The sequence below is a fragment of the Mycobacterium sp. genome, assembly GCF_050700595.1.
In the GTDB taxonomy this organism is placed as follows: domain Bacteria; phylum Actinomycetota; class Actinomycetes; order Mycobacteriales; family Mycobacteriaceae; genus Mycobacterium.
In genome coordinates this window covers 1-23513 of sequence record NZ_JBOHHI010000155.1, presented here as the reverse complement: position 1 = coordinate 23513, position 23513 = coordinate 1, and the positions used below count along the sequence as shown (strand labels likewise).

At 67.6% G+C, this 23513-nt stretch carries 22 protein-coding genes; 12 read left to right on the top strand and 10 right to left on the bottom strand.

Features of this window, described 5'->3' with window-relative positions; genetic code table 11:
• Positions 1-41 precede the first annotated feature (41 nt).
• Both ACRDTL_RS14290 and ACRDTL_RS14285 read left to right on the top strand, forming a co-directional pair.
• A complete protein-coding gene (locus ACRDTL_RS14290; RefSeq protein WP_431507359.1) occupies positions 42-1427 on the top strand; it encodes a sigma 54-interacting transcriptional regulator in 1386 nt (461 codons plus the stop codon).
• The gene (locus ACRDTL_RS14285; RefSeq protein WP_431507358.1) at positions 1420-3405 is read left to right on the top strand and encodes a vWA domain-containing protein; all 1986 of its coding nucleotides are present in this window, start codon (positions 1420-1422) and stop codon (positions 3403-3405) included. The genes ACRDTL_RS14290 and ACRDTL_RS14285 overlap by 8 nt, the downstream gene beginning before the upstream one ends.
• Before the next feature lie 13 nt (positions 3406-3418).
• Here ACRDTL_RS14285 and ACRDTL_RS14280 read toward each other — a convergent pair whose 3' ends face one another.
• From ACRDTL_RS14280 to ACRDTL_RS14250, 7 genes are read right to left on the bottom strand one after another with little or no spacing between them, the layout of a single operon-like run.
• Positions 3419-4009 (bottom strand): DUF1707 SHOCT-like domain-containing protein, encoded by a 591-nt coding sequence (locus ACRDTL_RS14280; protein WP_431507357.1) that lies wholly within the window; start codon positions 4007-4009, stop codon positions 3419-3421.
• Positions 4010-4055: 46 nt separating this feature from the next.
• The gene (locus ACRDTL_RS14275; RefSeq protein ID WP_431507356.1) at positions 4056-4853 is read right to left on the bottom strand and encodes an enoyl-CoA hydratase family protein; all 798 of its coding nucleotides are present in this window, start codon (positions 4851-4853) and stop codon (positions 4056-4058) included.
• Positions 4853-6019, bottom strand: a complete 1167-nt coding sequence (locus ACRDTL_RS14270) for an acyl-CoA dehydrogenase family protein (RefSeq protein WP_431507355.1) — start codon at positions 6017-6019, stop codon at positions 4853-4855. Before ACRDTL_RS14270 ends, ACRDTL_RS14275 begins: the two co-directional genes overlap by 1 nt.
• Positions 6016-8055: an acetyl/propionyl/methylcrotonyl-CoA carboxylase subunit alpha gene (locus tag ACRDTL_RS14265; protein WP_431507354.1), complete on the bottom strand. Its 2040-nt coding sequence runs from the start codon at positions 8053-8055 to the stop codon at positions 6016-6018. Before ACRDTL_RS14265 ends, ACRDTL_RS14270 begins: the two co-directional genes overlap by 4 nt.
• Before the next feature lie 5 nt (positions 8056-8060).
• Complete coding sequence (locus tag ACRDTL_RS14260) at positions 8061-9656, bottom strand: acyl-CoA carboxylase subunit beta (RefSeq protein ID WP_431507353.1); 1596 nt, start codon at positions 9654-9656, stop codon at positions 8061-8063.
• Entirely contained in the window at positions 9653-10801 is a 1149-nt protein-coding gene (locus ACRDTL_RS14255) for an acyl-CoA dehydrogenase family protein (RefSeq protein WP_431507352.1), read from the bottom strand. The genes ACRDTL_RS14260 and ACRDTL_RS14255 overlap by 4 nt, the downstream gene beginning before the upstream one ends.
• Positions 10798-12492 carry an acyclic terpene utilization AtuA family protein gene (locus ACRDTL_RS14250; RefSeq protein ID WP_431507351.1) on the bottom strand — a complete coding sequence of 565 codons (1695 nt, stop codon included), beginning with the start codon at positions 12490-12492 and terminating at the stop codon, positions 10798-10800. Before ACRDTL_RS14250 ends, ACRDTL_RS14255 begins: the two co-directional genes overlap by 4 nt.
• A gap of 196 nt (positions 12493-12688) precedes the next feature.
• On the opposite strand from ACRDTL_RS14250, the gene rpmF reads away from it, so the two are divergent.
• The 6 genes from rpmF (at position 12689) to ACRDTL_RS14220 (ending at position 17664) form a co-directional block, all read left to right on the top strand.
• On the top strand, positions 12689-12862 hold the full coding sequence (gene rpmF, locus ACRDTL_RS14245) for a 50S ribosomal protein L32 (protein ID WP_431507350.1): 174 nt from the start codon (positions 12689-12691) through the stop codon (positions 12860-12862).
• Positions 12863-12919: 57 nt separating this feature from the next.
• Positions 12920-13606 (top strand): response regulator transcription factor, encoded by a 687-nt coding sequence (locus ACRDTL_RS14240; RefSeq protein ID WP_431507349.1) that lies wholly within the window; start codon positions 12920-12922, stop codon positions 13604-13606.
• Entirely contained in the window at positions 13606-15117 is a 1512-nt protein-coding gene (locus ACRDTL_RS14235; protein WP_431507348.1) for an ATP-binding protein, read from the top strand. Before ACRDTL_RS14240 ends, ACRDTL_RS14235 begins: the two co-directional genes overlap by 1 nt.
• A gap of 39 nt (positions 15118-15156) precedes the next feature.
• Positions 15157-16515 (top strand): S1C family serine protease, encoded by a 1359-nt coding sequence (locus ACRDTL_RS14230; RefSeq protein WP_431507347.1) that lies wholly within the window; start codon positions 15157-15159, stop codon positions 16513-16515.
• Positions 16515-17060 (top strand): MogA/MoaB family molybdenum cofactor biosynthesis protein, encoded by a 546-nt coding sequence (locus ACRDTL_RS14225; protein ID WP_431507346.1) that lies wholly within the window; start codon positions 16515-16517, stop codon positions 17058-17060. The genes ACRDTL_RS14230 and ACRDTL_RS14225 overlap by 1 nt, the downstream gene beginning before the upstream one ends.
• A 178-nt stretch (positions 17061-17238) precedes the next feature.
• On the top strand, positions 17239-17664 hold the full coding sequence (locus ACRDTL_RS14220) for an MscL family protein (protein WP_431507345.1): 426 nt from the start codon (positions 17239-17241) through the stop codon (positions 17662-17664).
• An 11-nt stretch (positions 17665-17675) separates the two neighbouring features.
• On the opposite strand, the gene ACRDTL_RS14215 is transcribed toward ACRDTL_RS14220, so the two are convergent.
• The 3 genes from ACRDTL_RS14215 to ACRDTL_RS14205 form a co-directional block, all read right to left on the bottom strand.
• Positions 17676-18332, bottom strand: a complete 657-nt coding sequence (locus tag ACRDTL_RS14215; RefSeq protein ID WP_431507344.1) for an SAF domain-containing protein — start codon at positions 18330-18332, stop codon at positions 17676-17678.
• Positions 18333-18397: 65 nt separating this feature from the next.
• Positions 18398-18736 carry an FmdB family zinc ribbon protein gene (locus ACRDTL_RS14210; protein ID WP_431507343.1) on the bottom strand — a complete coding sequence of 113 codons (339 nt, stop codon included), beginning with the start codon at positions 18734-18736 and terminating at the stop codon, positions 18398-18400.
• A gap of 40 nt (positions 18737-18776) precedes the next feature.
• Positions 18777-19403 (bottom strand): 5-formyltetrahydrofolate cyclo-ligase, encoded by a 627-nt coding sequence (locus ACRDTL_RS14205; protein ID WP_431507342.1) that lies wholly within the window; start codon positions 19401-19403, stop codon positions 18777-18779.
• A 75-nt stretch (positions 19404-19478) separates the two neighbouring features.
• Here ACRDTL_RS14205 and ACRDTL_RS14200 point away from each other — a divergent pair, with 75 nt between their 5' ends.
• The 4 genes from ACRDTL_RS14200 (at position 19479) to sepX (ending at position 23511) form a co-directional block, all read left to right on the top strand.
• Positions 19479-20387 carry a UTP--glucose-1-phosphate uridylyltransferase gene (locus ACRDTL_RS14200; RefSeq protein WP_431507341.1) on the top strand — a complete coding sequence of 303 codons (909 nt, stop codon included), beginning with the start codon at positions 19479-19481 and terminating at the stop codon, positions 20385-20387.
• 36 nt (positions 20388-20423) lie between these two features.
• Positions 20424-21689: a molybdotransferase-like divisome protein Glp gene (glp, locus tag ACRDTL_RS14195; RefSeq protein ID WP_431507340.1), complete on the top strand. Its 1266-nt coding sequence runs from the start codon at positions 20424-20426 to the stop codon at positions 21687-21689.
• Between the two features lie 19 nt (positions 21690-21708).
• Positions 21709-22362, top strand: coding sequence for a GNAT family N-acetyltransferase (locus tag ACRDTL_RS14190; protein WP_431507365.1), 654 nt, complete (start codon positions 21709-21711; stop codon positions 22360-22362).
• Between the two features lie 159 nt (positions 22363-22521).
• Positions 22522-23511, top strand: coding sequence for a divisome protein SepX/GlpR (sepX, locus tag ACRDTL_RS14185; RefSeq protein ID WP_431507339.1), 990 nt, complete (start codon positions 22522-22524; stop codon positions 23509-23511).
• Positions 23512-23513: the final 2 nt, after the last annotated feature.

The following is a 23513-nucleotide window of genomic DNA, read 5'->3' as shown; positions in this document are numbered from 1 at the left end:
ACAGCGGCATCGGTCCAGGTCGCGATGCGCGGTAGCGTGGAGTGGTGACTGCACCGACCCATCTGCCCCGCACCGTCGGCGAATTACGCGCCGCCGGGCATCGCGAGCGGGGAGTCAAAGCCGAAATCCGGGAAAATCTGCTGACCGCGTTAGCTGAAGGTGACGACGTCTGGCCGGGAATCCTGGGCTTCGACGACACGGTGATCCCGCAGCTGGAGCGCGCGCTGATCGCGGGCCACGACTTCGTCCTGCTCGGCGAACGTGGTCAGGGCAAGACCCGGCTGCTGCGGGCGCTGGTCGGACTGCTCGACGAGTGGACGCCGGTGATCGGCGGCGCCGAACTCGGCGAGCATCCCTATTCGCCGATCACCCCCGAGTCGATCCGGCGGGCCGCCACCCTGGGTGACGACCTGCCGGTGGAGTGGAAGCACCGCGGCGAGCGCTACACGGAGAAGCTGGCCACTCCGGACACCAGCGTGGCCGACCTGGTCGGCGACATCGACCCGATCAAGGTCGCCGAGGGCCGCAGCCTGGGCGACCCGGAGACCATCGCCTACGGCCTGATCCCACGGGCGCACCGCGGCATCGTCGCGGTCAACGAACTGCCCGACCTGGCCGAGCGCATCCAGGTATCGATGCTCAACGTCATGGAGGAACGCGACATCCAGGTCCGCGGCTACACCTTGCGGCTGCCGCTGGACGTGTTGGTGGTGGCCAGCGCCAACCCTGAGGACTACACCAACCGGGGCCGCATCATCACCCCGCTCAAGGACCGGTTCGGCGCCGAGATCCGCACCCACTACCCGCTGGAGCTCGACGCCGAGGTGGGCGTCGTCCTCCAGGAGGCGCATTTGAGTGCCCAGGTGCCCGACCACCTGATCCAGGTGATGGCCCGGTTCGCCCGGTACCTGCGCGAATCGCGCTCGGTCGACCAGCGCTCGGGGGTGTCGGCCCGCTTCGCGATCGCGGCGGCCGAGACGGTGGCGGCCGCGGCGCGGCATCGCGGTGCGGTGCTCGGCGAGACGGATCCGGTGGCCCGGGTGGTCGACCTGGGCACGGTGATCGACGTGCTGCGCGGCAAGTTGGAGTTCGAGTCGGGCGAGGAGGGCCGCGAGCAGGCGGTGCTCGAACACCTGTTGCGCCGCGCCACCGCCGACACCGCCTCCAAGGCGCTCGGTGGCCTCGACGTCGGTTCGCTGGTGACCGCGGTGGAGGGTGGTTCGGCGGTGACGACGGGCGAGCGCGTGTCGGCCAAGGATGTGCTGGCCGCGCTGCCGGATCTGCCGGTCGTCGACGCGATCGCGCGCCGGCTGGATGCGGAATCCGAGGGGGAGCGCGCGGCGGCGCTGGAGTTGGCGTTGGAAGCGCTGTATCTGGCCAAGCGCGTCGACAAGGTGTCGCAGGACGGCGAAACCGTCTATGGCTAAAGGGCACTCGTCGCGGTACTCGGCGTATACGGGCGGGCCCGACCCGCTGGCCCCGCCGGTGGATCTGCGCGAGGCGCTCGAGCAGATCGGGCAGGACGTGATGGCGGGGACGTCGCCGCGCCGCGCGCTGTCCGAGCTGCTGCGGCGGGGTACGAAGAACATGCCGGGTGCCGACCGGCTGGCCGCCGAGGCGAACCGGCGCCGACGAGACCTGCTGCGCAGCAAGAACTTGGACGGCACGCTGCAGGAAATCAAGAAGCTGCTCGACGAGGCGGTGTTGGCCGAACGCAAGGAATTGGCCCGCGCATTAGACGACGACGCACGCTTCGGGGAGCTGCAGCTCGACGCGCTCTCGCCGTCGCCGGCCAAAGCCGTGCAGGAACTTTCCGACTACGACTGGCGCAGCGCCGAGGCTCGTGAATCCTACGAGAAAATCAAGGATCTGCTGGGCCGCGAAATGCTCGACCAACGCTTCGCCGGGATGAAGCAGGCGCTGGAGGGCGCCACCGAGGAGGACCGCCGGCGCGTCACCGAGATGCTCGATGACCTCAACGACCTGCTGGACAAGCACGCCCGCGGCGAGGACACCCAGCAGGACTTTGCGGACTTCATGAACAAGCACGGCGAGTTCTTTCCGGAGAATCCGCGCAACGTCGACGAGCTGATCGACTCGCTGGCCCAAAGAGCTGCGGCCGCTCAGCGGTTCCTCAATAGCTTGAGCCCAGACCAACGTGCAGAGCTGGAGGCGTTGGCGCAGCAGGCTTTCGGATCGCCTGCGCTGCAACAAGCATTGGGCCGGCTGGACGCCAACTTGCAGGCGTTACGTCCGGGCGAGGATTGGACCGGATCGTCGGAGTTCTCCGGCGACGACCCGTTGGGCATGGGCGAGGGCGCGCAGGCGCTGGCCGACATCGCCGAACTGGAGCAACTGGCCGAGCAGCTGTCGCAAAGCTATCCGGGCGCGACGATGGACGACGTCGACCTGGACGCGCTGGCCCGCCAGCTCGGTGATCACGCCGCCGTCGACGCCCGAACACTCAACGAGCTGGAGCGCGCGCTGGTCAACCAGGGCTTTCTGGACCGCGGCTCGGACGGCCAGTGGCGGCTGTCACCCAAAGCGATGCGACGACTCGGCGAGACGGCATTACACGATGTGGCACAGCAGCTTTCCGGACGGCGCGGGGAGCGCGACCACCGTCGCGCCGGCGCCGCCGGCGAGCTGACTGGCGCGACCCGGCCGTGGCAGTTCGGCGACACCGAACCGTGGAATGTCACCCGCACCCTGACCAACGCGGTGTTACGGCAAGCCGGTACCGCCACCCATGACGGCCCGGGCGGCCAGATTCGGATCACCGTGGACGATGTCGAGGTTTCCGAGACCGAGACCCGCACGCAGGCGGCGGTCGCGTTGCTGGTGGATACCTCGTTTTCAATGGTGATGGAAAACCGCTGGCTGCCGATGAAGCGGACCGCGCTGGCGCTCAACCATCTGGTGAGCACTCGATTTCGCTCAGATGCGTTGCAGATCATCGCATTTGGCCGTTATGCACGTACATTGACCCCGGCCGAGTTGATGGGTTTGGAAGGGGTTTACGAGCAGGGCACCAATTTGCATCACGCGTTGGCGCTGGCCGGCCGGCATCTGCGCCGGCACCCCAACGCGCAGCCGGTCGTGCTGGTAGTCACCGATGGCGAGCCGACTGCGCACCTCGAAGACGTCGACGGGAGCGGAAGTTCCGCGGTGTTCTTTGATTACCCGCCGCATCCGCGGACCATCGCTCACACCGTGCGCGGCTTCGACGACATGGCCCGCCTGGGTGCACAGGTGACGATCTTCCGGCTGGGCAGCGATCCCGGCCTGGCCCGGTTCATCGACCAGGTCGCGCGACGGGTCGAGGGCCGGGTGGTAGTGCCCGACCTGGACGGGCTGGGTGCGGCGGTGGTAGGCGACTACCTGCGCTCCCGTCGGCGGCGGTAGTGCTGGCTCGCCACTAGCGCGCTTTGCGGTTCTTCCGCTTGATGCCGACACCGCCCCACAGCGAGAAACCGCGCACGGTCACCTTCGGAGCCCCGGGCGTGCCAGCGCCGGTGACGTGATGGTCGAAGCCGCCCATCACACCGTGGCCGTGGATATCGACATTGACTTCGGGCGGCAGCAGGATCGTCTGCCCGCCCATGATCGAATACGCACGGATCTCCACCTCGGTGGAGGTGAAGTCGGCGTAGCGCAGATCGATGACGCCGCCGCCCCACAGCGCGAACGTCGTCAACTTATTGGGCACGTTCCACCGGCCGCGGCGCTCGAACGCGCTCATGATCGCCAGCAACAATGTGGATGGCGCAGGTTGACAGGCCCCGCCCCGGCGCGGACCCACCGACGATCCCAGCAAATCGGACCGCAGCCGATCCAACTCTTGGTAGGTCTGCGCGGCATAGGCCTTGGTGAGCCGGTCTTCGTACTCGCTCATCGGCAGGCGCCCCCGCGCAGCGGCGTCGGTGAGCAAATGCGCCACCTGAATGCGGTCGGTGTCAGCGGCGCGCGACGATTCGTCTCGCGCGTCCGGCTGCGCTGAATTGCTCATCACATCCGAGCCTACGACGAACAGATTTTGCTGCAAGCCAACTTCGCTAAACTGCCGCGCCGCCGTCCGGCTGGACCCACCGTGGCGGACGTTTTTGCAGGAAGGCCAGCATGCCTTCGCGGGCCTCGTCCGAAACGAACAACTGCGCGGAGGCCGTGCCGAGCCGCTCCGCGTCGCGGTCGAAGCCCGCCAGAACAGCCGCCGTGGTCAGCGCCTTGGACGCCGCCAAGCCCTGCGGGGAGCCCCGCCCGATCTCGGCGACGAGCGACGCCACCGCGGCGTCGACATCGTCGACGGCCATCGTGATCAACCCGATCGCGGCGGCTTCGCCCGCGTCGAATTTCTCGCCGGTCAGGTAGTAGCGTGCCGCGGCGCGGGCCGATATTTTCGGCAGCAACGTCAGCGAGATGATCGCCGGCGCAACCCCGATCCGGGCCTCGGTCAGCGCGAACGTGCTGCGCGGACCGGCAACGGCGATGTCGCACGCGCCGACCAGGCCCAGACCGCCGGCGCGGACGTGCCCGTCGATCGCGGCGACCACCGGCAGCGGCGACTCGACGATCGCGCGCAGCAACGCGGCCATCTCCGCGGCCCGCTCGGCCGCCATCTCGAACGGATCACCACCCGAGGCTGCTGAAGATTCACCAAGATCAGCTCCAGCACAGAACGTGCCGCCGGTGTGGCCGAGTACCACCGCCCGCACCGCCGGGTCGGCGGCCGCGTCCCGGAGCCCCTGGTGCAGTTGGCTTACCAGGGTGCCCGACAGCGCGTTGCGGTTGTGCGGCGAGTTCAGCGTCAGGCGAGCGGCGTTGCCCTCAACCGCGTATTCGACCAGCGTGTCCATCAGTAGGACCGGGGCAGGCCCAGCGATGTCTGCGCGACGAAGTTGAGCACCATTTCCCGGCTCACCGGCGCGATCCGCGACAACCGGGACGCCGTCAACGCGGCGGCGATGCCGTACTCCTTGGTCAGCCCGTTGCCGCCCAGCGACTGCACGGCCTGGTCGACGGCGCGCGCCGACGCCTCGCCCGCGGCGTATTTGGCCATGTTGGCCGCTTCGGCGGCGCCGGCGTCGTCTCCGCTGTCGTAGAGCGTCGCGGCCTTGTGCATCATCAGCTTGGCCAGCTCGATCTCAATGTGGTTCTGCGCCAAGGGGTGTGAGAGGCCCTGGTGCGCACCGATCGGAGTACCCCACACCTTTCGGGTCTTGACGTAGTCGGCGGCCGTGTTGATTGCGAAGCGGCCCATGCCGACCGCGCTGGCCGCGCCCATGATCCGCTCCGGGTTCAGACCGGCGAACAGCTGCGCGATCGCGGCGTCCTCGGAGCCCACCAGCGCATCGGACGGCAGCCGCACATCGTCGATGAATACCTGGAATTGGCGTTCCGGGCTGATCAGCTCCATCTCGATCGGGGTGTAACTGAAACCCGGTGCATCGGTGGGCACAACGAACAGCGCCGGACGCAGCTTGCCGGTTTTGGCCTCTTCCGTGCGGCCCACCACCAGCACCAGCTGCGCCTGGTCGACACCGGAGATGAACACCTTCTGCCCGGACAGAATCCAGTCGCTGCCGTCGCGGCGCGCGGTGGTGGTGATCTTGTGGGAGTTCGAGCCGGCATCCGGCTCGGTGATCGCGAACGCCATCGTGATCGAGCCGTCCGCGATCCCCGGCAACCAGCGCTGTTTTTGCTCGTCGGTGCCGAACTTGGAAATGATCGTGCCGTTGATCGCCGGTGACACCACCATCATCAGCAGACCGCAGCCATGCGTGGCCATTTCCTCCATCACCAGCGACAGCTCGTACATTCCGGCGCCGCCACCGCCGTACTGCTCGGGCAGGTTCACCCCGAGGAAGCCGAGTTTGCCCGCCTCGTTCCACAGTTCGTCGGTGTGCTGTTGTGCGCGGGCCTTCTCCAGGTAGTAGTCCTGGCCGTAGTTGGACACCAGGGCGGCTACCGCCTTGCGCAGGGCCTGACGCTCTTCGTTCTCGATGAAACTGGTGTCGGTCATTGCGGGTCTCCTGTGTCGATTGTCCGGCTCCTCCTCAGGCCATCCTGGCCTGCATCGTCGCCGGACGCTGCTCTCAGCGCCTCGACTCGGGCCAACACAGCACCGACCTCGACCTGGGCGCCGGGTTGGACGTTGAGTTCGGCGAGCACACCGTCGGTCGGCGCGGTGATGGTGTGCTCCATCTTCATTGCTTCCAGCCAGACCAGCGGCTGGCCTTCTGTCACGGTGTCGCCGACCGCGGCACCTACCCGGACGACGTTGCCGGGCATTGGAGCCAGGAGCGATCCCTGCTCGACGGCCGAACCGGGTTCGGGGAAGCGTGGCAGCGCGACCAGGTGCACCGGCCCCCGGGGTGAATCGACGTAGACGTCTTCCCCGTGGCGGGCGACGCGAAAACCGCATTCCACCCCCGCGGCGTCGGCCAGCACCACGGTATCGGCGGTGGCCGACACCAATCCGATCCCATCGTCGGCGGATAGCACCAATCCGGTTCGGCTGAACCGGTATTCGATTCGGTGCTCGTTGCCGCCGTCATCGAGGTAAGTCTTGACCTGGTAGCCCGACGCGAGGTTGCGCCAGCCGCTGGGGATCGAAGCCCAGACGGCTGCCGTTGCCCGGTTGTGCGCGGCATCGGCGAGTGCGGCGGCGATCGCCGACAGCCGTACCGTTGTCTCGTCGGTCAGCGGCGCCGACAGCTCGGCCAGACCGTGGGTATCCAAGAACGCCGTGTCGGTAGCGCCGGCCAGGAACGCCGGATGCCGCAGCACGTTGACCAACAGGTCGCGGTTGGTGCGCACCCCGTGCAGCCGGGCGCGCGCCAGGGCGTCGGCGAGCACCATCGCCGCCGCACGCCGGGTCGGGGCATAGGAGATGACCTTGGCCAGCATCGGGTCGTAGTGGATCGACACCTCTGACCCGTCGACAATGCCGGAGTCCAGCCGGATGCCGGTCCGAGACCCGAGCGAGCAGAATTCGGTTCGCGCCGCGGGCACGTCGAATCGGTGCACCAGACCGGCCTGCGGCTGCCAGCCGCGCGCCGGATCCTCGGCGTAGAGCCGCGCTTCGATCGAATACCCGTGCCCGGCGGGCGGTTCGGTGTCGAGCCGGGTGCCGTCGGCGACCGCCAGCTGCAGTTCGACGAGATCCAGGCCGGTCGTCTCCTCGGTGACCGGGTGCTCGACCTGCAACCGGGTGTTCATTTCCAGGAAGTAGAACTCGCCGTCATCGTCGGCGAGGAACTCCACCGTGCCGGCACCGGTGTAGCCGATCGCCTCGGCCGCCAGCCGCGCGGCGTCGAACAATTTGGCCCGCATCCCCGGGGTGCGCTCGACCAGCGGCGACGGCGCCTCTTCGATGATCTTCTGGTGTCGGCGCTGGATCGAGCATTCGCGTTCCCCCACCGCCCACACGGTGCCGTGCGCGTCGGCGAGCACCTGAACCTCGACGTGGTGCCCGGTAGGCAGGTAACGCTCGCAGAACACCGTCGGGTCGCCGAAAGCGGACTTCGCTTCACGCCGGGCGGCCGCGACTTCGCCGGTGAGCGCGGACAATTCAGTGACCACCCGCATGCCCCGGCCACCGCCGCCCGCCGACGCCTTGACCAGAACCGGCAGCTGCCCGGCCGTGACGGACTCGGGATCGAGTTCTTCCAGCACCGGCACGCCGGCGGCCGCCATCATCTTTTTGGCCTCGATCTTCGATCCCATCGCCCGCACCGCCACCACCGGTGGGCCGATCCACGTGAGGCCGGCATCCTGTACAGCGGCCGCGAAATCCGCGTTCTCCGAGAGAAATCCGTAGCCCGGATGCACAGCGTCGGCGCCCGCAGCGCCGGCTGCGGCAATGAGTGCCTCGATGTTCAGGTAGTCGTTGACTCCGGTCAGCCGCATCCGGACGTCGGCCTCGGCGACGTGTGGGGCGGCGGCATCGGGATCGGTGTAGACGGCGACCGTGCCCAGTCCCAGCCGCCGGCAGGTGGCGAACACCCGCCGGGCGATCTCGCCGCGGTTGGCCACCAGAACTCGGGTGATTCCCATCTGCATCACATCCGGAAGACGCCGAAGCCCGACGTCCCTTGAATCGGAGCGTTAGCGATGGCGGACAAGCACATGCCCAGCACGGTGCGGGTGTCGCGCGGGTCGATCACCCCGTCGTCGTAGAGCATCCCGGACATCACCATCGGCAGCGACTCGGCTTCGATCTGGCCCTCGACCGCGGCTCGCATCGCGGCGTCTGCTTCTTCGTCGAACTGCTGCCCGCGAGATTCGGCGGCCGCCCGGGCCACGATCGAGAGCACGCCGGCCAGCTGCGCGCCGCCCATCACCGCGGACTTGGCGCTCGGCCAGGCGAACAGGAACCTCGGGTCATAAGCGCGTCCGCACATGCCGTAGTTGCCGGCGCCGTAGGACGCACCGATCAGCAGTGAGATGTGCGGCACGGTCGAATTCGACACGGCGTTGATCATCATCGAGCCGTGCTTGATCATGCCGCCTTCCTCGTAGTCCTTGCCGACCATGTAACCGGTCGTGTTGTGCAGGAACAGAAGTGGCGTGTTGAAGCGATTGGCCAGCTGGATGAATTGCGTTGCCTTCTGCGCCTCTTCGCTGAACAAAATGCCGCGCGCGTTGGCCAGGATCCCGATGGGGTACCCGTGCAACCTGGCCCAGCCGGTGACCAGCGACGAGCCATATAACGGCTTGTACTCGTCGAACTCCGAGCCGTCGACGATCCGGGCGATCACTTCGCGGGGATCGAACGGGATCCGCAGATCGGATGAGACGATGCCGATCAGCTCCTCGGCGTCGAACAGCGGCTCGACGACGGGGCCAGGCTTCGGCCCCTGCTTGACCCAGTTCAGCCGCGCCACGATCCGGCGCCCGATCCGCAGCGCATCGAACTCATCGACGGCGAAGTAGTCAGCCAAACCGGAGATGCGAGCGTGCATTTCGGCGCCGCCGAGGGATTCGTCATCGGACTCCTCGCCGGTGGCCATCTTCACCAGCGGCGGGCCGGCCAGAAACACCTTCGAGCGCTCTTTGATCATCACGACGTGATCGGACATCCCGGGAATGTAGGCACCGCCCGCGGTTGAGTTGCCGAACACCAAGGCAATGGTGGGGATTCCCGCCGCCGACAGCCGTGTCAGGTCACGGAACATCTGTCCGCCGGGAATGAAGATTTCCTTCTGCGTCGGTAGGTCAGCGCCGCCCGACTCCACCAGTGAGATCACCGGCAGCCGGTTCTGGAATGCGATCTGGTTGGCCCGCAGGATCTTTCGCAGCGTCCATGGGTTGCTGGTACCACCCTTGACGGTTGGGTCGTTGGCGACGATCAGACATTCCACGCCGGATACCGCGCCGATGCCGACAACCGTGCTGGCACCGACTTGAAAGTCGCTGCCCCAGGCCGCCAATGGGCACAGCTCCAAGAACGGCGAATCAGGGTCGACCAGCAGCTCGATACGCTCACGCGGGGTGAGCTTGCCGCGGGCATAATGGCGTTCGACGTATCTGGGACCGCCACCGGCGAGCGCTTTCGCCAGTTCATCGCCGATCTCGTCCAATTTGGCGGACAGCACCGACGCTGCCTCGGTGTAGGTGGGCGACGCGGCGTCGAGCGTGGACTGCAGCCTTGTCATGATTGGTATCCGAGGGTCTTGGCGGCCAGCGCGGTCAGGATTTCGCTGGTTCCGCCGCCGATGCCCAGAATCCGCATGTCGCGGTATTGACGTTCGACCTCGCATTCCGACATGTAGCCCATGCCGCCGAACAGCTGAACGGCTTGGTGGGCCACCCATTCGCCGGCTTCCACCGCGGTGTTCTTGGCGAAACACACCTGCGCGATCAGGTTGGTCTCGCCGGCCAGCTGACGCTCCACCAGATGGCGGGCATAGACTCGGGCGACGTCGATGCGCCGGGCCATCTCGGCCAGCGTGTTCTGCACGGCCTGCCGGGATATCAGCGGCCGGCCAAAAGTCTCCCGGTCGCGGCACCAGGCGGCGGTAATGTCGAGGCAGCGTTGTGCGCTCGAATACGCCTGCGCGGCAAGGCCGACTCGTTCAGCAACGAAAGCCTGCGCGATCTGAGCGAAGCCGCTGTTCTCCACGCCGATCAGATTGGCTACGGGCACGGGTGCGTCGGTGTAGGACAGCTCGGCGGTGTCCGACGAGCGCCAGCCCATCTTGTCCAGTTTGCGGGTCACTTCGAACCCCGGCGTGCCCTTCTCGACCACCAGCAGCGACACCCCGGCCGCACCGGCACCCCCGGTGCGTACCGCGGTGACCACGTAGTCGGCCCGCACTCCGGAGGTGATATAGGTCTTGGCGCCGTTGACGAGGTAGTGGTCACCGTCACGGCGCGCCGTGGTGCGCAGGTGCCCCACGTCGGACCCGCCGCCGGGTTCGGTAATGGCCAGCGCGCCAATCTTTTCGCCGCGCAGCGTCGGGCGTACGAACTCCTCGATCAGCCGCTGATCGCCGGATGCCACCATGTGCGGCACCGCGATACCGCAGGTGAGCAGCGACGCGAACACCCCGCCGGGCACGCCGGCCTCGTGCAGCTCTTCGCAGATGACCACCGAGTCGGCGCCATCGCCGCCGCCGCCGCCGACCGCTTCGGGGAAGCCGGCGCCCAGCAGCCCGGCCGCTCCGGCGCGCCGGTGCAGGTCGCGTGGCAACTCGCCGATCCGCTCCCATTCGTCGATGTGCGGCAGGATCTCGCGTTCGGCGAACGAACGCACTGTCTTGCGAAGCTGGTCGCGCTCGGGTGTGGTCCAGATACTCACAGCAACCTCTCCGGAATGTCGACATGGCGACTGCGCAGCCATTCGCCCAGTCCCTTGGCCTGCGGGTCGAAGCGCGCCTGGTAGGCGACGCCCTGGCCGAGGATGTCGTCGATGACGAAGTTCACCGCCCGCAGGTTTCCCAGCAGATGACGGGTGACCGGCAGGTCGGCGGTCTCGGGCAATAGCTCTCTGAGTCGCTCGACCGTCAGCGCGTGGGCCAGCCAGCGCCATTGCTCGTCGGTGCGCACCCACACCCCGACGTTCGCCGAGCCACCCTTGTCGCCGCTGCGGGCACCGGCGATGCGGCCCAGCGGGACCCGCCGCGTCGGGCCGGCCGGCAGTGGCTCGGGGAGTGATGGCGGGTCGGCCGGGGCCAGCTCGCGAGTCTCACTGGCACAGGCGATCTCGATGCGGGTGCCGTCGGCGTGGACGGCGATGTGCGGAACCTCGGCGGCGTCGACGTAGCCGGGACTGAATACGCCATACACCTGGCCCTCGCCCGGTGGGGCGGTGACGTGAAAGCCCGGGTAGCTGGCCAGTGCGAGTTCGATTGCGGTCGAAGAGAATTGGCGTCCAACATTCGCCGGGTCGGGGTCTCGGACCACACAGTGCAGCAGCGCGCTGGCCGCTTCCTCGGTGTCGGCGTCGGCTTGGTCGGTGCGGGCCAGCGTCCACTCCAACTCGGCGGGCTTGACGGCCAAGCCGGATTCCAGCTGCCGTCGCACCAACTCGGCCTTGGCGTCGATGTCCAGCCCGGTCAGCACGAACGTCATCGCGTTGCGGAACCCGCCGAGGCTGTTGAGCGACACCTTCAGCGTCGGCGGCGGCGGTTCGCCGACCACGCCGCTGATTCGCACCCGGTCACGACCGTCAGCGGACAGTTCGGCGGTGTCCATCCGGGCGGTGACGTCCGGGTTGGCGTAGCGCGCGCCGGTGATCTCGTAGAGCAGCTGCGCGGTGACCGTGTCGACGCTGACCAGGCCGCCGGTGCCGGGGTGCTTGGTGATCACCGACGAGCCGTCGGCACCGATCTCGGCCAGCGGGAAGCCGGCGTAGGTCAAATCGGGCACCTCGGTGAAAAACGCGAAGTTGCCGCCGGTGGCCTGGATGCCGCATTCGATGACATGGCCGGCGACGACGGCACCGGCGAGCCGGTCGTAGTCGGTGCGGCCCCAGCCGAAGTGCGCGGCCGCCGGCCCCACGATCACCGACGCGTCGGTCACCCGGCCGGTGACCACGACGTCGGCGCCGCCGGCCAGACAGTCGACGATGCCCCAGGCGCCCAGGTAGGCGTTGGCGGTCAGCGGGTTGCCCAGCCCGAGTTCCTCGGCGCGCGGCGCCAGGTCGTCGCCCTCGACGTGCGCCACCCGTGTCGGGATGCCCAGGCGCTTCGCCAGCGTGCGCACCGCGTCGGCCAGGCCGGCGGGGTTGAGCCCGCCGGCGTTGGCAACGATGCGCACCCCGCGGTCATGGGCCAGCCCCAGGCACTCCTCGAGTTGGGTGAGGAACGTCTTGGCGTAGCCGCGTTCGGGGTGCTTCATCCGGTCGCGGCCGAGGATGAGCATGGTCAACTCGGCCAGATAGTCGCCGGTGAGGTAATCCAGCTCGCCCCCGGTGAGCATTTCGCGCATCGCCGAGTGCCGGTCGCCGTAGAACCCCGAGCAGTTCCCGATGCGGACCGCAGTGCTCAACGCGCGTCCTCCTCCCTGACAAGGTAGCCGATATGCCAACCAACCGGTAGGTTAGCGGGTACCGGCGGTGCCACGTCAAGCATCCCCCCGGACACCTCGATTTGGGTGGGCAGCAGGTCACCGACTATTCTGGGCAGCAATCGTCGCCGCGGATCCGTCCGCGCAGCGACTTTCCTACCAGGAGTAAGGCTCGAGTATGGCTGTGCCCAAGCGCAGGACGTCGCGCGCGAACACCCGGAGCCGGCGTGCGCACTGGAAGGCCGCCAAGCCCGAACTCGTCGGCGTGACGGCGGCCGGACAACGGCACAAGGTGCCGCGCCGGCTGCTCAAGGCGGCTCGGCTGGGTCTCATCGACCTGGACCGCCGCTAGATTTTCATACGCACACCTCTTAGTTCGCTCTCAGGGGATTGGACAACACTGGTGGCCGTGCGAATTCTTGTCGTTGACGACGATCGCGCGGTGCGCGAGTCGCTGCGCCGGTCACTGTCGTTCAACGGCTACTCGGTGGCGTTGGCGGAAGACGGTGTCGAGGCGCTCGACATGATTGTCGCCGACCGGCCCGATGCGCTTGTGCTCGACGTCATGATGCCGCGGCTGGACGGCCTGGAAGTATGCCGTCAACTGCGCAGCAGCGGTGACGATCTGCCGATCCTGGTGCTGACGGCACGCGACTCGATCTCCGAGCGGGTCGGCGGTCTGGACGCCGGCGCCGACGACTACCTGCCGAAACCGTTCGCGCTCGAAGAGTTGCTGGCCCGATTGCGGGCGTTGTTGCGCCGCATCAGGATCGAAGAGGTCGCCGAGGCGGCACCGATGACGTTCATCGATCTCACCCTGGATCCGGTGACCCGCGAAGTCACCCGCGGGGAACGTCAGATCAGCTTGACCCGCACTGAGTTCGCCTTGTTGGAGATGCTGATCGCCAATCCGCGACGAGTACTCACCCGCAGCCGCATTCTCGAGGAAGTGTGGGGCTTCGATTTCCACACCTCGGGTAACGCTTTGGAAGTTTACGTCGGCTATCTGCGTCGCAAGACCGAAGCCGACGGAGAGCCGCGATTGATCCACACCGTGCGAGGCGTGGGTTATGTGCTACGTGAAACGCCACCTTGATGTCTGTGTTCGGCCGGCGCCGCCGCGCGCCGCTGCGAGCCACCACCTCGCTGTCCTTGCGGTGGCGGGTGATGGTGCTGGCGATGTCGATGGTGTTGATGGTGGGCGTCTTGATGGCGGTCGCGGTGTACACGGTGGTTTCGGCGGCGCTGTACAAGGACGTCGACACCCAGTTGCAAAGCAGGGCGCAGCTGCTGATCGCGAGCGGGTCGCTGGCCGCCGATCCCGGTAAAGCCATTGAGGGCACAGCGTATTCGGATGTCAACGCGATGCTGGTGAACCCTGGCCGGTCGATCTACACCGCGAACCAGCCAGACCAACAGCTTCCGGTCGGACAACCGGAGAAGGCGGTCATCCGCGGCGACTTGTTCCTGTCGCGACGCACCGCGGCCAATCAGCGCGTACTGGCTATTCACCTGCCCAACGGCAGCTCGCTGCTGATCTCCAAGAGCCTGGCACCGACCGACGCGGTCATCATGAAACTGCGCTGGGTACTGGCGATCGTCGGCGGGGTCGGCGTCGCGGTGGCCGCGATAGCCGGGGGGATGGTCACGCGCGCCGGGCTGCGACCGGTAGCCCGGCTCACCGAGGCGGCCGAGCGGGTAGCACGCACCGACGATCTACGGCCCATCCCGGTGTTCGGCAGCGACGAATTAGCCAGGCTCACTGAGTCATTCAATCAGATGCTGCAAGCGCTGGCCGAGTCTCGGGAACGGCAGGCGCGCCTGGTTACCGATGCCGGTCACGAGCTGCGCACCCCGCTGACCTCGCTGCGCACCAACGTCGAACTGCTGATGGCGTCGATGGCGCCCGGTGCACCGCCACTTCCGGAACAGGAAATGGTCGGTCTGCGCGCCGATGTCATCGCGCAGATCGAGGAATTATCAACGCTGGTAGGCGATTTAGTGGATCTCACCCGAGACGACGCCGGCGAGGTGGTGCACGATCCGGTTGAGATGTCTGACGTCGTAGATCGCAGCTTGGAGCGGGTCCGGCGGCGCCGCAATGACATCGAATTCGACGTCCACGTGATTCCCTGGCAGGTCTATGGCGATGGTGCGGCGTTGTCGCGCGCGGTGCTCAACTTGATGGACAACGCAGCCAAGTGGAGTCCATCGGGCGGATGCGTCGGCGTCGGGATGGCGCAGGTCGACCCGACACACGCCGAACTGGTGGTCTCCGACCGCGGCCCTGGCATCCCACCGCACGAGCGTGATCTGGTCTTCGAACGGTTTTTCCGCTCCGCAACGGCGCGGGCACTGCCCGGATCCGGCCTTGGCCTGGCGATCGTCAAACACGTGGTGCTCAAACACGGTGGGGCGCTTCGTATCGAAGACACCGTAACGGGCGGCCAACCGCCGGGCACATCGGTCCACGTGTTGCTCCCCGGTCGTCCGATGCCGCCGGCGCCATATCCGACATCGGATGTTAGTTCCGCAGAGAAGAAGGGAAACTCTGTAAGTCCGGCGAACGTTATCTCAGTGGATTCTCAGTCCACCCAGGCAAGGTAGTTGCAGTTACTTGAAGAGAGAAAGAGCGACCGAGCGCATATGACGAATCACCCGAGGTATTCGCCACCACCGCAGCAGCCGGGATACCGCCCGGTGTCCGATCAGCGTGCGGTCGGCGGGTATGCCGGCCAGGGACAGCAGCAAACTTATCCCCAGCAGTACGACTGGCGCTACGCGCAACAGCAGCCGTACCGTCAGCCGTTCAACTCCTTCGGTGGCGGTCCGTCCGCGGCCCCAGCCCAGTTGGGTAGACCCGAAAAGCGTTCCCGTGCAGGGCTCTTCGCTACCGGGGCGCTGGTGATCGCGGTGGTGTCGGCCGGTATCGGCGGCGCCGTGGCGTCGCTGGTCGAGCACGGCGGGCAGCCCGGTACCAGCATGACCCGCATGACACCGGGCGGTACCGCTCCGAGTGTCCCGGCCGCAAATGCGCCGGCCGGCGCTGTCGAGCAGGTCGCTGCCAAGGTGGTGCCCAGCGTGGTGATGCTCGAAACCGATATGGGCCGCCAATCCGAGGAGGGCTCGGGCATCGTCTTGTCGTCCGACGGGCTGATCCTGACCAACAACCACGTCGTTGCCGCTGCCGCCAGCCATGACCGCGGCGGCGAGCCGGGCCCAGCGGGACCAACAGGCCCGGCGCTGAAGACCACCGTGACCTTCAACGACGGGCGCACCGCCCCGTTCACCGTCATCGGGGCCGACCCCACCACCGATATCGCCGTGGTCCGCGTGCAAGGTGTTGCCGGCTTGGCACCGATCACCCTCGGCTCTTCGGCGAACCTGCGGGTCGGCCAGCCCGTCGTCGCGGTTGGTTCACCGTTGGGTTTGGAAGGCACGGTGACCACCGGCATCGTCAGTGCACTCAACCGACCGGTATCGACCACCGGCGAGACCGGCAACCAGAACACCGTGCTCGACGCCATCCAGACCGACGCCGCGATCAACCCGGGCAACTCCGGTGGCGCGCTGGTCAACATGAACGCCCAACTGGTCGGGGTCAACTCGGCAATTGCCACCCTGGGCGGTGAGTCCGCCGACAGCCAGAGCGGCTCGATCGGCCTTGGCTTCGCCATTCCGGTCGACCAGGCCAAACGCATCGCCGACGAGTTGATCAGCACCGGAACGGCGTCACATGCCTCACTGGGTGTGCAGGTGACCAGCGACAAGGGTGCGCCCGGCGCCAAGGTCGTCGAGGTGGTGCCGAATGGAGCGGCGGCAGGCGCCGGACTGCCCAGCGGTGTCGTCGTCACCAAGGTCGACGACCGCCCGATCAACAGCGCCGACGGACTGGTCGCCGCCGTGCGGTCCAAAGCGCCCGGCGACAAGGTGACGCTGACTTACCTTGATCCGTCAGGCGCCAGCAAGACGGTGCAGGTCACCCTCGGCAAGGCGCAGCAGTGATGCAGGTCGCAGCGGAGTGGTCAGACCCCAGAGATACGGTTGCACCCATGGAAGAGCGCGGGGAGTTGGTGGTCGGCAGGGCACTGGTCGTCGTGGTCGACGATCGCACGGCACACGGGGACGCGGACCACAGCGGCCCGCTGGTCACCGAGCTGCTCACCGAGGCGGGTTTCGTCGTCGACGGGGTAGTGGCCGTCACGGCCGACGAGGTGGAGATCCGCAACGCGCTGAACACCGCGGTGATCGGTGGGGTGGACCTGGTGGTGTCGGTCGGCGGCACCGGCGTGACACCCCGCGACATCACCCCGGAAGCCACCCGTGACATCCTCGATCGCGAAGTCCTCGGTATCGCCGAAGCCGTTCGGGCCTCGGGGCTGGCCGCCGGCATCATCGACGCCGGATTGTCGCGCGGTTTGGCGGGGATCTCCGGGAGCACCTTGGTGGTCAACCTGGCCGGTTCGCGCTATGCGGTGCGCGACGGGATGGCGACCATTAACCCGTTAGCGGCCCAGATCATCGGTCAATTGTCCAGTCTGGAGATTTGACACAGCCCGTTGGCGAGCCACACCAACTCTGAGCACTGCTTCGAAGGTCACGGGGCGATCAAACCTTGATGACTAATTTCGCCCATGCCACAAAATTGGTCGCACCGCGGCATACGTTTTTTTCGGGCGGCGCCGGGTCGCCCGGGTAATCCGTGCCGACGGGAGGGGCGTGTCGCCCATGTTCAAAGGATTCAAGAATTTTCTGATGCAGGGTGACGTGATCACCGTGGCCGTCGGGTTGGTGGTGGCGTTGGCGTTTTCGAACCTGGTCAAGGCCTTCACCACCAGTGTGATCAATCCGCTCGTCGCGGCGGCGCAGCCGAACAGCAAGGACGGCCTTGGCGTGCAGCTCACCGAGGCAGGCAACAAGGCGACCTTTCTCGACATCGGCGCTTTTATCTCGGCGATCATCTACTTCATCGTTTTCATGACGGTGGTGTACTTCCTGATCGTGGTGCCCTACAAGCACATTCAGAAACGCCGCGGGGTCACGGTTTTCGGTGACGAGCCGGCGACCAAGGCCTGCCCGCAGTGCCTGTCCGATATTCCTGAGGCCGCGAACAAGTGCAAATACTGCGCCAGTGAGCAGTCGGCGGCCGCCTGAAGCAGTTCGACTCAGTGCAGGGTTAGGGTCACCGTCTGAACCAGCGCGGCGCCGGCCAGCGCGGTCGCCGCGCCGCCGCGCACGGCCACCAGCACCACCCGGTCGTCAGCCTGGGTTTTCTGCCTGGCCGAGACCAGGACCACAATCGCATCGGTGGCGACGATGCGCGGATTGGCGGGTGAGTCGGCGTCGCTTCTGGTCGGAGCGGCCACCACGTCGACGACATCGCCCGGGCGCAGCAGGTCGGCCAGCGCAGGGTCGGCCGGATGCAGCGGCACGATCCGGGCGCCGGGCCCCACGGCTGATTCGGCCAACCGGCTGCCCAGCAGCCGCACGTCGGTGAGCACTTCGCCCCGCCGCGCCGGGCCGGCCAGCGTGGAGCCGGCCACCGCGTCGAGGTTAACTTGTGAACCGTCGGGAACTGTTGCCGCCAAACGGCTTTCGAGCCGGACGTCATCGGCGGTCAACGCCGTGCCGGGGCGCAGGTCGCGCGTTGCAACCACCACCTGCGCGCGGTCACCGTCGGGATTAGACCGCAACGCCGCAATACCGGCCAATACGACGAGCCCGGCGGCCGCGATCCGTCGGGCCAGCACGGTGCGCGTCCAGTCCGGGCGCAACCATTGCATGACCCGGCTGGCCGGTGACGGATTCAGCGATTCGGCCACGCCGCCACGCTAGGCCGGCGGGGCATCGAGCGCTGACGTCGGAATGCCGGTTGTGGATAACCCGGCTAGCTGGCGGCGGCGGACTTCGCCGCGTCGGACGTCGAAGAGGTCGAGGAAGATGAGGAGGTTGTCGAGGAGGCAGTCGACTTCTCCGGGGAACTCGACGTGTCGGCCGAACTCGACGTGGAGTCGGACTTGGCGGAGCCGTTGGTAGAACTCTTCGCCGACTCGCGGCTGTCGGTGCGATAGAAACCGCTGCCCTTGAACACCACCCCGACGGAACCGAACAGTTTACGCAACCGACCCGAGCACTGCGGGCACGTCGTCAGGGCGTCGTCGGTGAAGGCCTGAGCCACGTCGAAGCGGTTACCGCACTCGGTACACGCATAGCTGTAGGTGGGCACAGAAACCTCCGGGTCTCACATTGATTAGCACTCTACCGTGCTAAGTGCTAGAACCGTTATTTGGCCGGTGCGATTCCCGGGCGGTGTGGAGGTCGATCAGTCCCTGTCCCGGAGTCAGCGCGTGAGTCATCCGCACGTCGTGCGGTTCGCACGGTAACTCGCCGACGAGTTCGCAGTCCCGCACCACCGCGACCAGGCGCGCCTGCGGGTCGCGGCGCACCAGCGAACGATCGTAGAAACCGCGGCCACGACCCAGCCGCACTCCGGCGCGGTCGACCGCCAAGGCGGGCACCAGCACCAGGTTGGCCTCGGCCAGCGCCGACGCCGGCAGCCACGGCTTCCCCGGTTGCAGCAGGCCGAACCGCCCGGTTACCAGCCGGCCGGGCCGGTACTCGCCCCACTGCAACGCCACCGGGGTGTCGTCGCCGGTGGTCCGCGCCACCGGCAGCAGCAGTCGTCCGGCCCTGCTCGACAGCACCTCCAGCATCTCGATCGAGCCCGGCTCGGCGCCCACCGGCACGTAGGCGCACACGATGTCGCCTTCGCTCACCAGGCCGGCCAGGTGGTCTTTCAGCGCCCGCGCCTCGCCGGCGCGGATGTCGTCGGCAACCAATCGCCGGGCGACCAGCAACTGCTGCCGCAATGCGGCTTTGCCGGCGGTGCCCATGGGATCAACGATGACAGCACCGTCGTCCAGCACGTCGCTGAAACCCCGGAGCCTGCTGCCGTTATCGTGTGAACGATGTCACGTTCACTGGTTCCGGTTCCGCGCACCGCGATCGTGCCCGCGGCTGGCCTGGGCACCCGATTCCTGCCCGTGACCAAAACCGTGCCCAAGGAGCTGCTGCCGGTCGTCGACACACCAGGCATCGAGCTGGTCGCTGCCGAGGCCGCCGAGGCCGGCGCCGAGCGCCTGGTGATCGTCACGTCGGAGGGCAAGGACAGCGTCGTCGCGCACTTCGTCGAAGACCTGGTGCTCGAGGGCACGCTGGAGGCGCGCGGGAAGAAGGCGATGCTGGCCAAGGTGCGTCGCGCGCCGGGGTTGCTCAAAGTCGAGTCGGTCGTGCAGGCCGAGCCGCTCGGGCTCGGGCATGCAATCGGCTGCGTGGAGTCCGTTTTGTCCGACGACGAGGATGCGGTGGCGGTGCTGCTGCCCGATGACCTGGTCCTGCCGACCGGTGTGCTGGAGACCATGTCGAAGGTACGGGCCTGTTACGGCGGCACGGTGTTGTGTGCCATCGAGGTGTCTCCGGAGGAGATCAGCGCCTACGGGATCTTCGACGTCGAGCCGGTTCCCGGGGCCGACAAAGATGTGCTGAAGGTCAACGGCATGGTGGAAAAGCCCAAGCCGGCTGATGCTCCGTCGAGGTATGCGGCGGCCGGCCGCTATGTGCTCGACCGTGCGATCTTCGACGCGCTGCGCCGCATCGACCGTGGCGCCGGCGGTGAGGTGCAGCTCACCGATGCGGTCGCGCTGCTGATCGCCGAAGGGCACCCGGTGCATGTCGTCGTGCATCGCGGCTCTCGACACGACTTGGGAAATCCCGGCGGGTACCTCAAGGCTGCGGTTGACTTTGCGTTGGACCGCGAAGACTATGGCCCGGACTTGCGGCGATGGCTGGTGGCGCGATTGGGCCTGACCGAAGACTAGCGACCGCCTGGGAAGAGTTGGCAGGAAGGCGCTTTCGTGCGTTCGGTGGAGGAGCAGCAGGCCCGGGTGACGGCCGCCGCGGTGGCACCGCGGCCGGTGCGAGTCGCGATCGCCGAGGCGCAGGGGCTGATGTGCGCCGAGGAGGTGGTGACCGAGCGCCCGCTGCCCGGGTTCGACCAGGCCGCGATCGACGGTTATGCGGTGCGCAGTGTCGACGTGCAGAGCGTCGGGGACTCCGAGGACTCCGATGATCAACTCGACGACGGTTCCACCGTGACCCTGCCGGTGATGGCGACCATCGAGGCCGGCGCGCGCACCCCCAGCCGACTGCAGCCGCGTCAGGCCGCCCGCGTGCAGACCGGGGCCCCGCTGCCCACGCTGGCCGATGCCGTGTTGCCGTTGCGCTGGACCGACGGCGGGGGGTCCCGGGTGCGGGTGCTGCGCGGCGTGCGGTCGGGCGCCTACGTGCGCCGCGCCGGCGACGACGTGCAACCCGGTGACGTGGCGGTGCGCGCCGGGACGATCATCGGCGGGGCCCAAGTCGGTCTGTTAGCCGCGGTGGGGCGGGAACGGGTGTCGGTCCATCCGCGTCCGCGGCTATCGGTGATGGCGGTCGGCGGCGAGCTCGTCGACATCTCCCGCACCCCGGGCAACGGGCAGGTCTACGACGTCAACTCCTACGCGCTGGCGGCAGCCGGGCGCGACGCGGGGGCGGAGGTGAACCGTGTCGGGATCGTCGGCACCGACCCCGAGGAGCTCCGCGACGTCGTCGAAGGGCAGGTCAACCGTGCCGAGATCGTAGTGATCGCCGGGGCGGTCGGTGGCGCGGCCGCCGAGGCGGTGCGCTCGGTGCTCGGCCAACTCGGCGAGATGGAGGTCACCCGGGTCGCCATGCATCCCGGATCGGTCCAGGGCTTCGGGCAGCTGGGCCGCGAGGGCGTCCCGACGTTTTTGTTGCCGGCCAACCCGGTCAGCGCGCTGGTGGTTTTCGAGGTGATGGTCCGGCCGCTGATCCGGTTGTCGCTGGGCCGGCGGCAGCCGATGCGTCGGGTGGTGCAGGCGCGCACCCTCTCGCCGATCATGTCGGTGCCCGGGCGCAAGGGGTTTCTGCGCGGCCAGCTGATGCGCGATCAGGACACCGGCGAATACCTGGTCCAGGCGCTGGGCGGTGCGCCGGGTGCCTCGTCGCACCTCCTCGCAACGCTGGCCGAGGCAAACTGTCTGGTGGTGGTTCCGACCGAGGCCGAGCAGATCCGCACCGGTGAGATCGTGGACGTCGCGTTCCTGGCCCAGCGTGGCTGAACGGCGCGGCACAACCCTCGTGAACCTGTGGCGCTCCAGCTCTGCGCACCCCGGCTGGCCGACGACGGTCGGACCGCTGCGGGTCGGCGCGGGGGTGGTCCGGCTGCGCCCGGTGCGGATGCGTGACGCCGCACAGTGGAGCCGCATCCGGTTGGCCGACCGCAGCCATCTTGAGCCCTGGGAGCCCAGCGCCGATATGGCGTGGACTGTGCGCCATGGTATTTCGTCATGGCCCGTGGTGTGTTCGAGTCTGCGCACCGAAGCCCGCAAGGGCCGCATGCTGCCGTACGTGATCGAGCTGGACGGGCAGTTCTGCGGGCAATTGACGATCGGCAATGTCACGCACGGGGCGCTGCGGTCGGCGTGGATCGGATACTGGGTGTCCCGCTCGGCGACCGGCGGTGGGGTGGCCACCGGAGCGTTGGCACTGGGCCTCGACCACTGCTTTGGCCCGGTCATGTTGCATCGGGTGGAAGCCACAGTGCGACCCGAAAACGTGGCGAGTAGGGCAGTGCTGGCAAAGGTCGGGTTCCGCGAGGAGGGGCTGTTGCGGCGCTACCTCCAAGTCGACGGGGCCTGGCGGGACCACGTGCTGGTGGCCCTCACGCTCGAGGAGGTCCACGGGTCGGTGACGTCGACGCTGGTGCGCGAAGGGCACGCCAGTTGGGTGTAGCAGTGGCTCGGATTTTGCCGGCTTGTGTGTTGCAGATGTGACTTTTGTGACTGTTGGTACTTGTCTCGGGCAAATTACAGGTGTGTAATTGTCCTGGGCGCGCCTCGACCGGATGCGCCGGAGGACGGCCTAGCCTGGCGGGGAAAGGAGCGGGTCACCATGCCAAGCATCCCGCAATCATTGCTGTGGATATCGCTCGTGGTGCTGTGGTTGTTCGTGCTGGTCCCGATGTTGATCAGCAAGCGCGACGCCGTGCGGCGGACCAGCGATGTGGCGTTGGCGACCCGGGTGCTCAACAGCGCTGCGGCGGTGCGGCTGCTCCGGCGCGGCGGCCCGGCGGCCGGGCATCGCAGCGATCCGCACTGGCAGCACGACGAGCGCCAGTACGACGTCCTTGACGACGACGTGGACGAGCCGTCCGGGGCGGTAGTGGCGGTCGCGGCCGCCGTCGTCGACGAGCCCGGCCCCGACTACCTGGACGTCGACGTCGTCGACGAGGACTCCGGCGCGCTTTCAGTGGGAGACAGCGCGGCCGCGGACGCCGAGGTCGAGGAGGCGGCGGATGACGACGCCGAAACCGAATCCATGGCGGAGCACGCGGAGGATGCGGTCTTTGAAGAGGTCGCCGATGAGTACGAAACCGTCGATGACACCTCCGGGATACCGGTGGCCGAGGAACAATCCGAGTCGATGCTGGATCCGGCGATCTCGCGGCGGCACCGCTACGAGTCGCAGACCGCCGCCGCGGTCGGTGCCCGTAAATACACCTTCCGCAAGCGGATGCTGATGGCGATGGCGATGGCGCTGGTGGCCTCGGCTGCGGCGGCGTTCGTACTGACGCCGACGGCTTGGTGGGTCTGCGGGGGCGCCGGTGCGGTGACCGTGCTCTATCTGGCTTATCTGCGCCGGCAGACGCGGATCGAGGCGCGGGTGCAGCGGCGGCGGATGCAGCGGATGGCGCGGTCGCGGCTGGGCGTGGAGAACACCCGCGATCGCGAATTCGACGTGGTCCCTTCGCGGCTACGCCGCCCGGGCACGGTGGTGCTGGAGATCGACGACGAGGATCCGGCCTTCGAGCACCTCGACTACGCCCCGTATGCGCGCGATTACGGCTGGCACCGCGACCTGCCACGGGCCGTCGGCCAGTAACG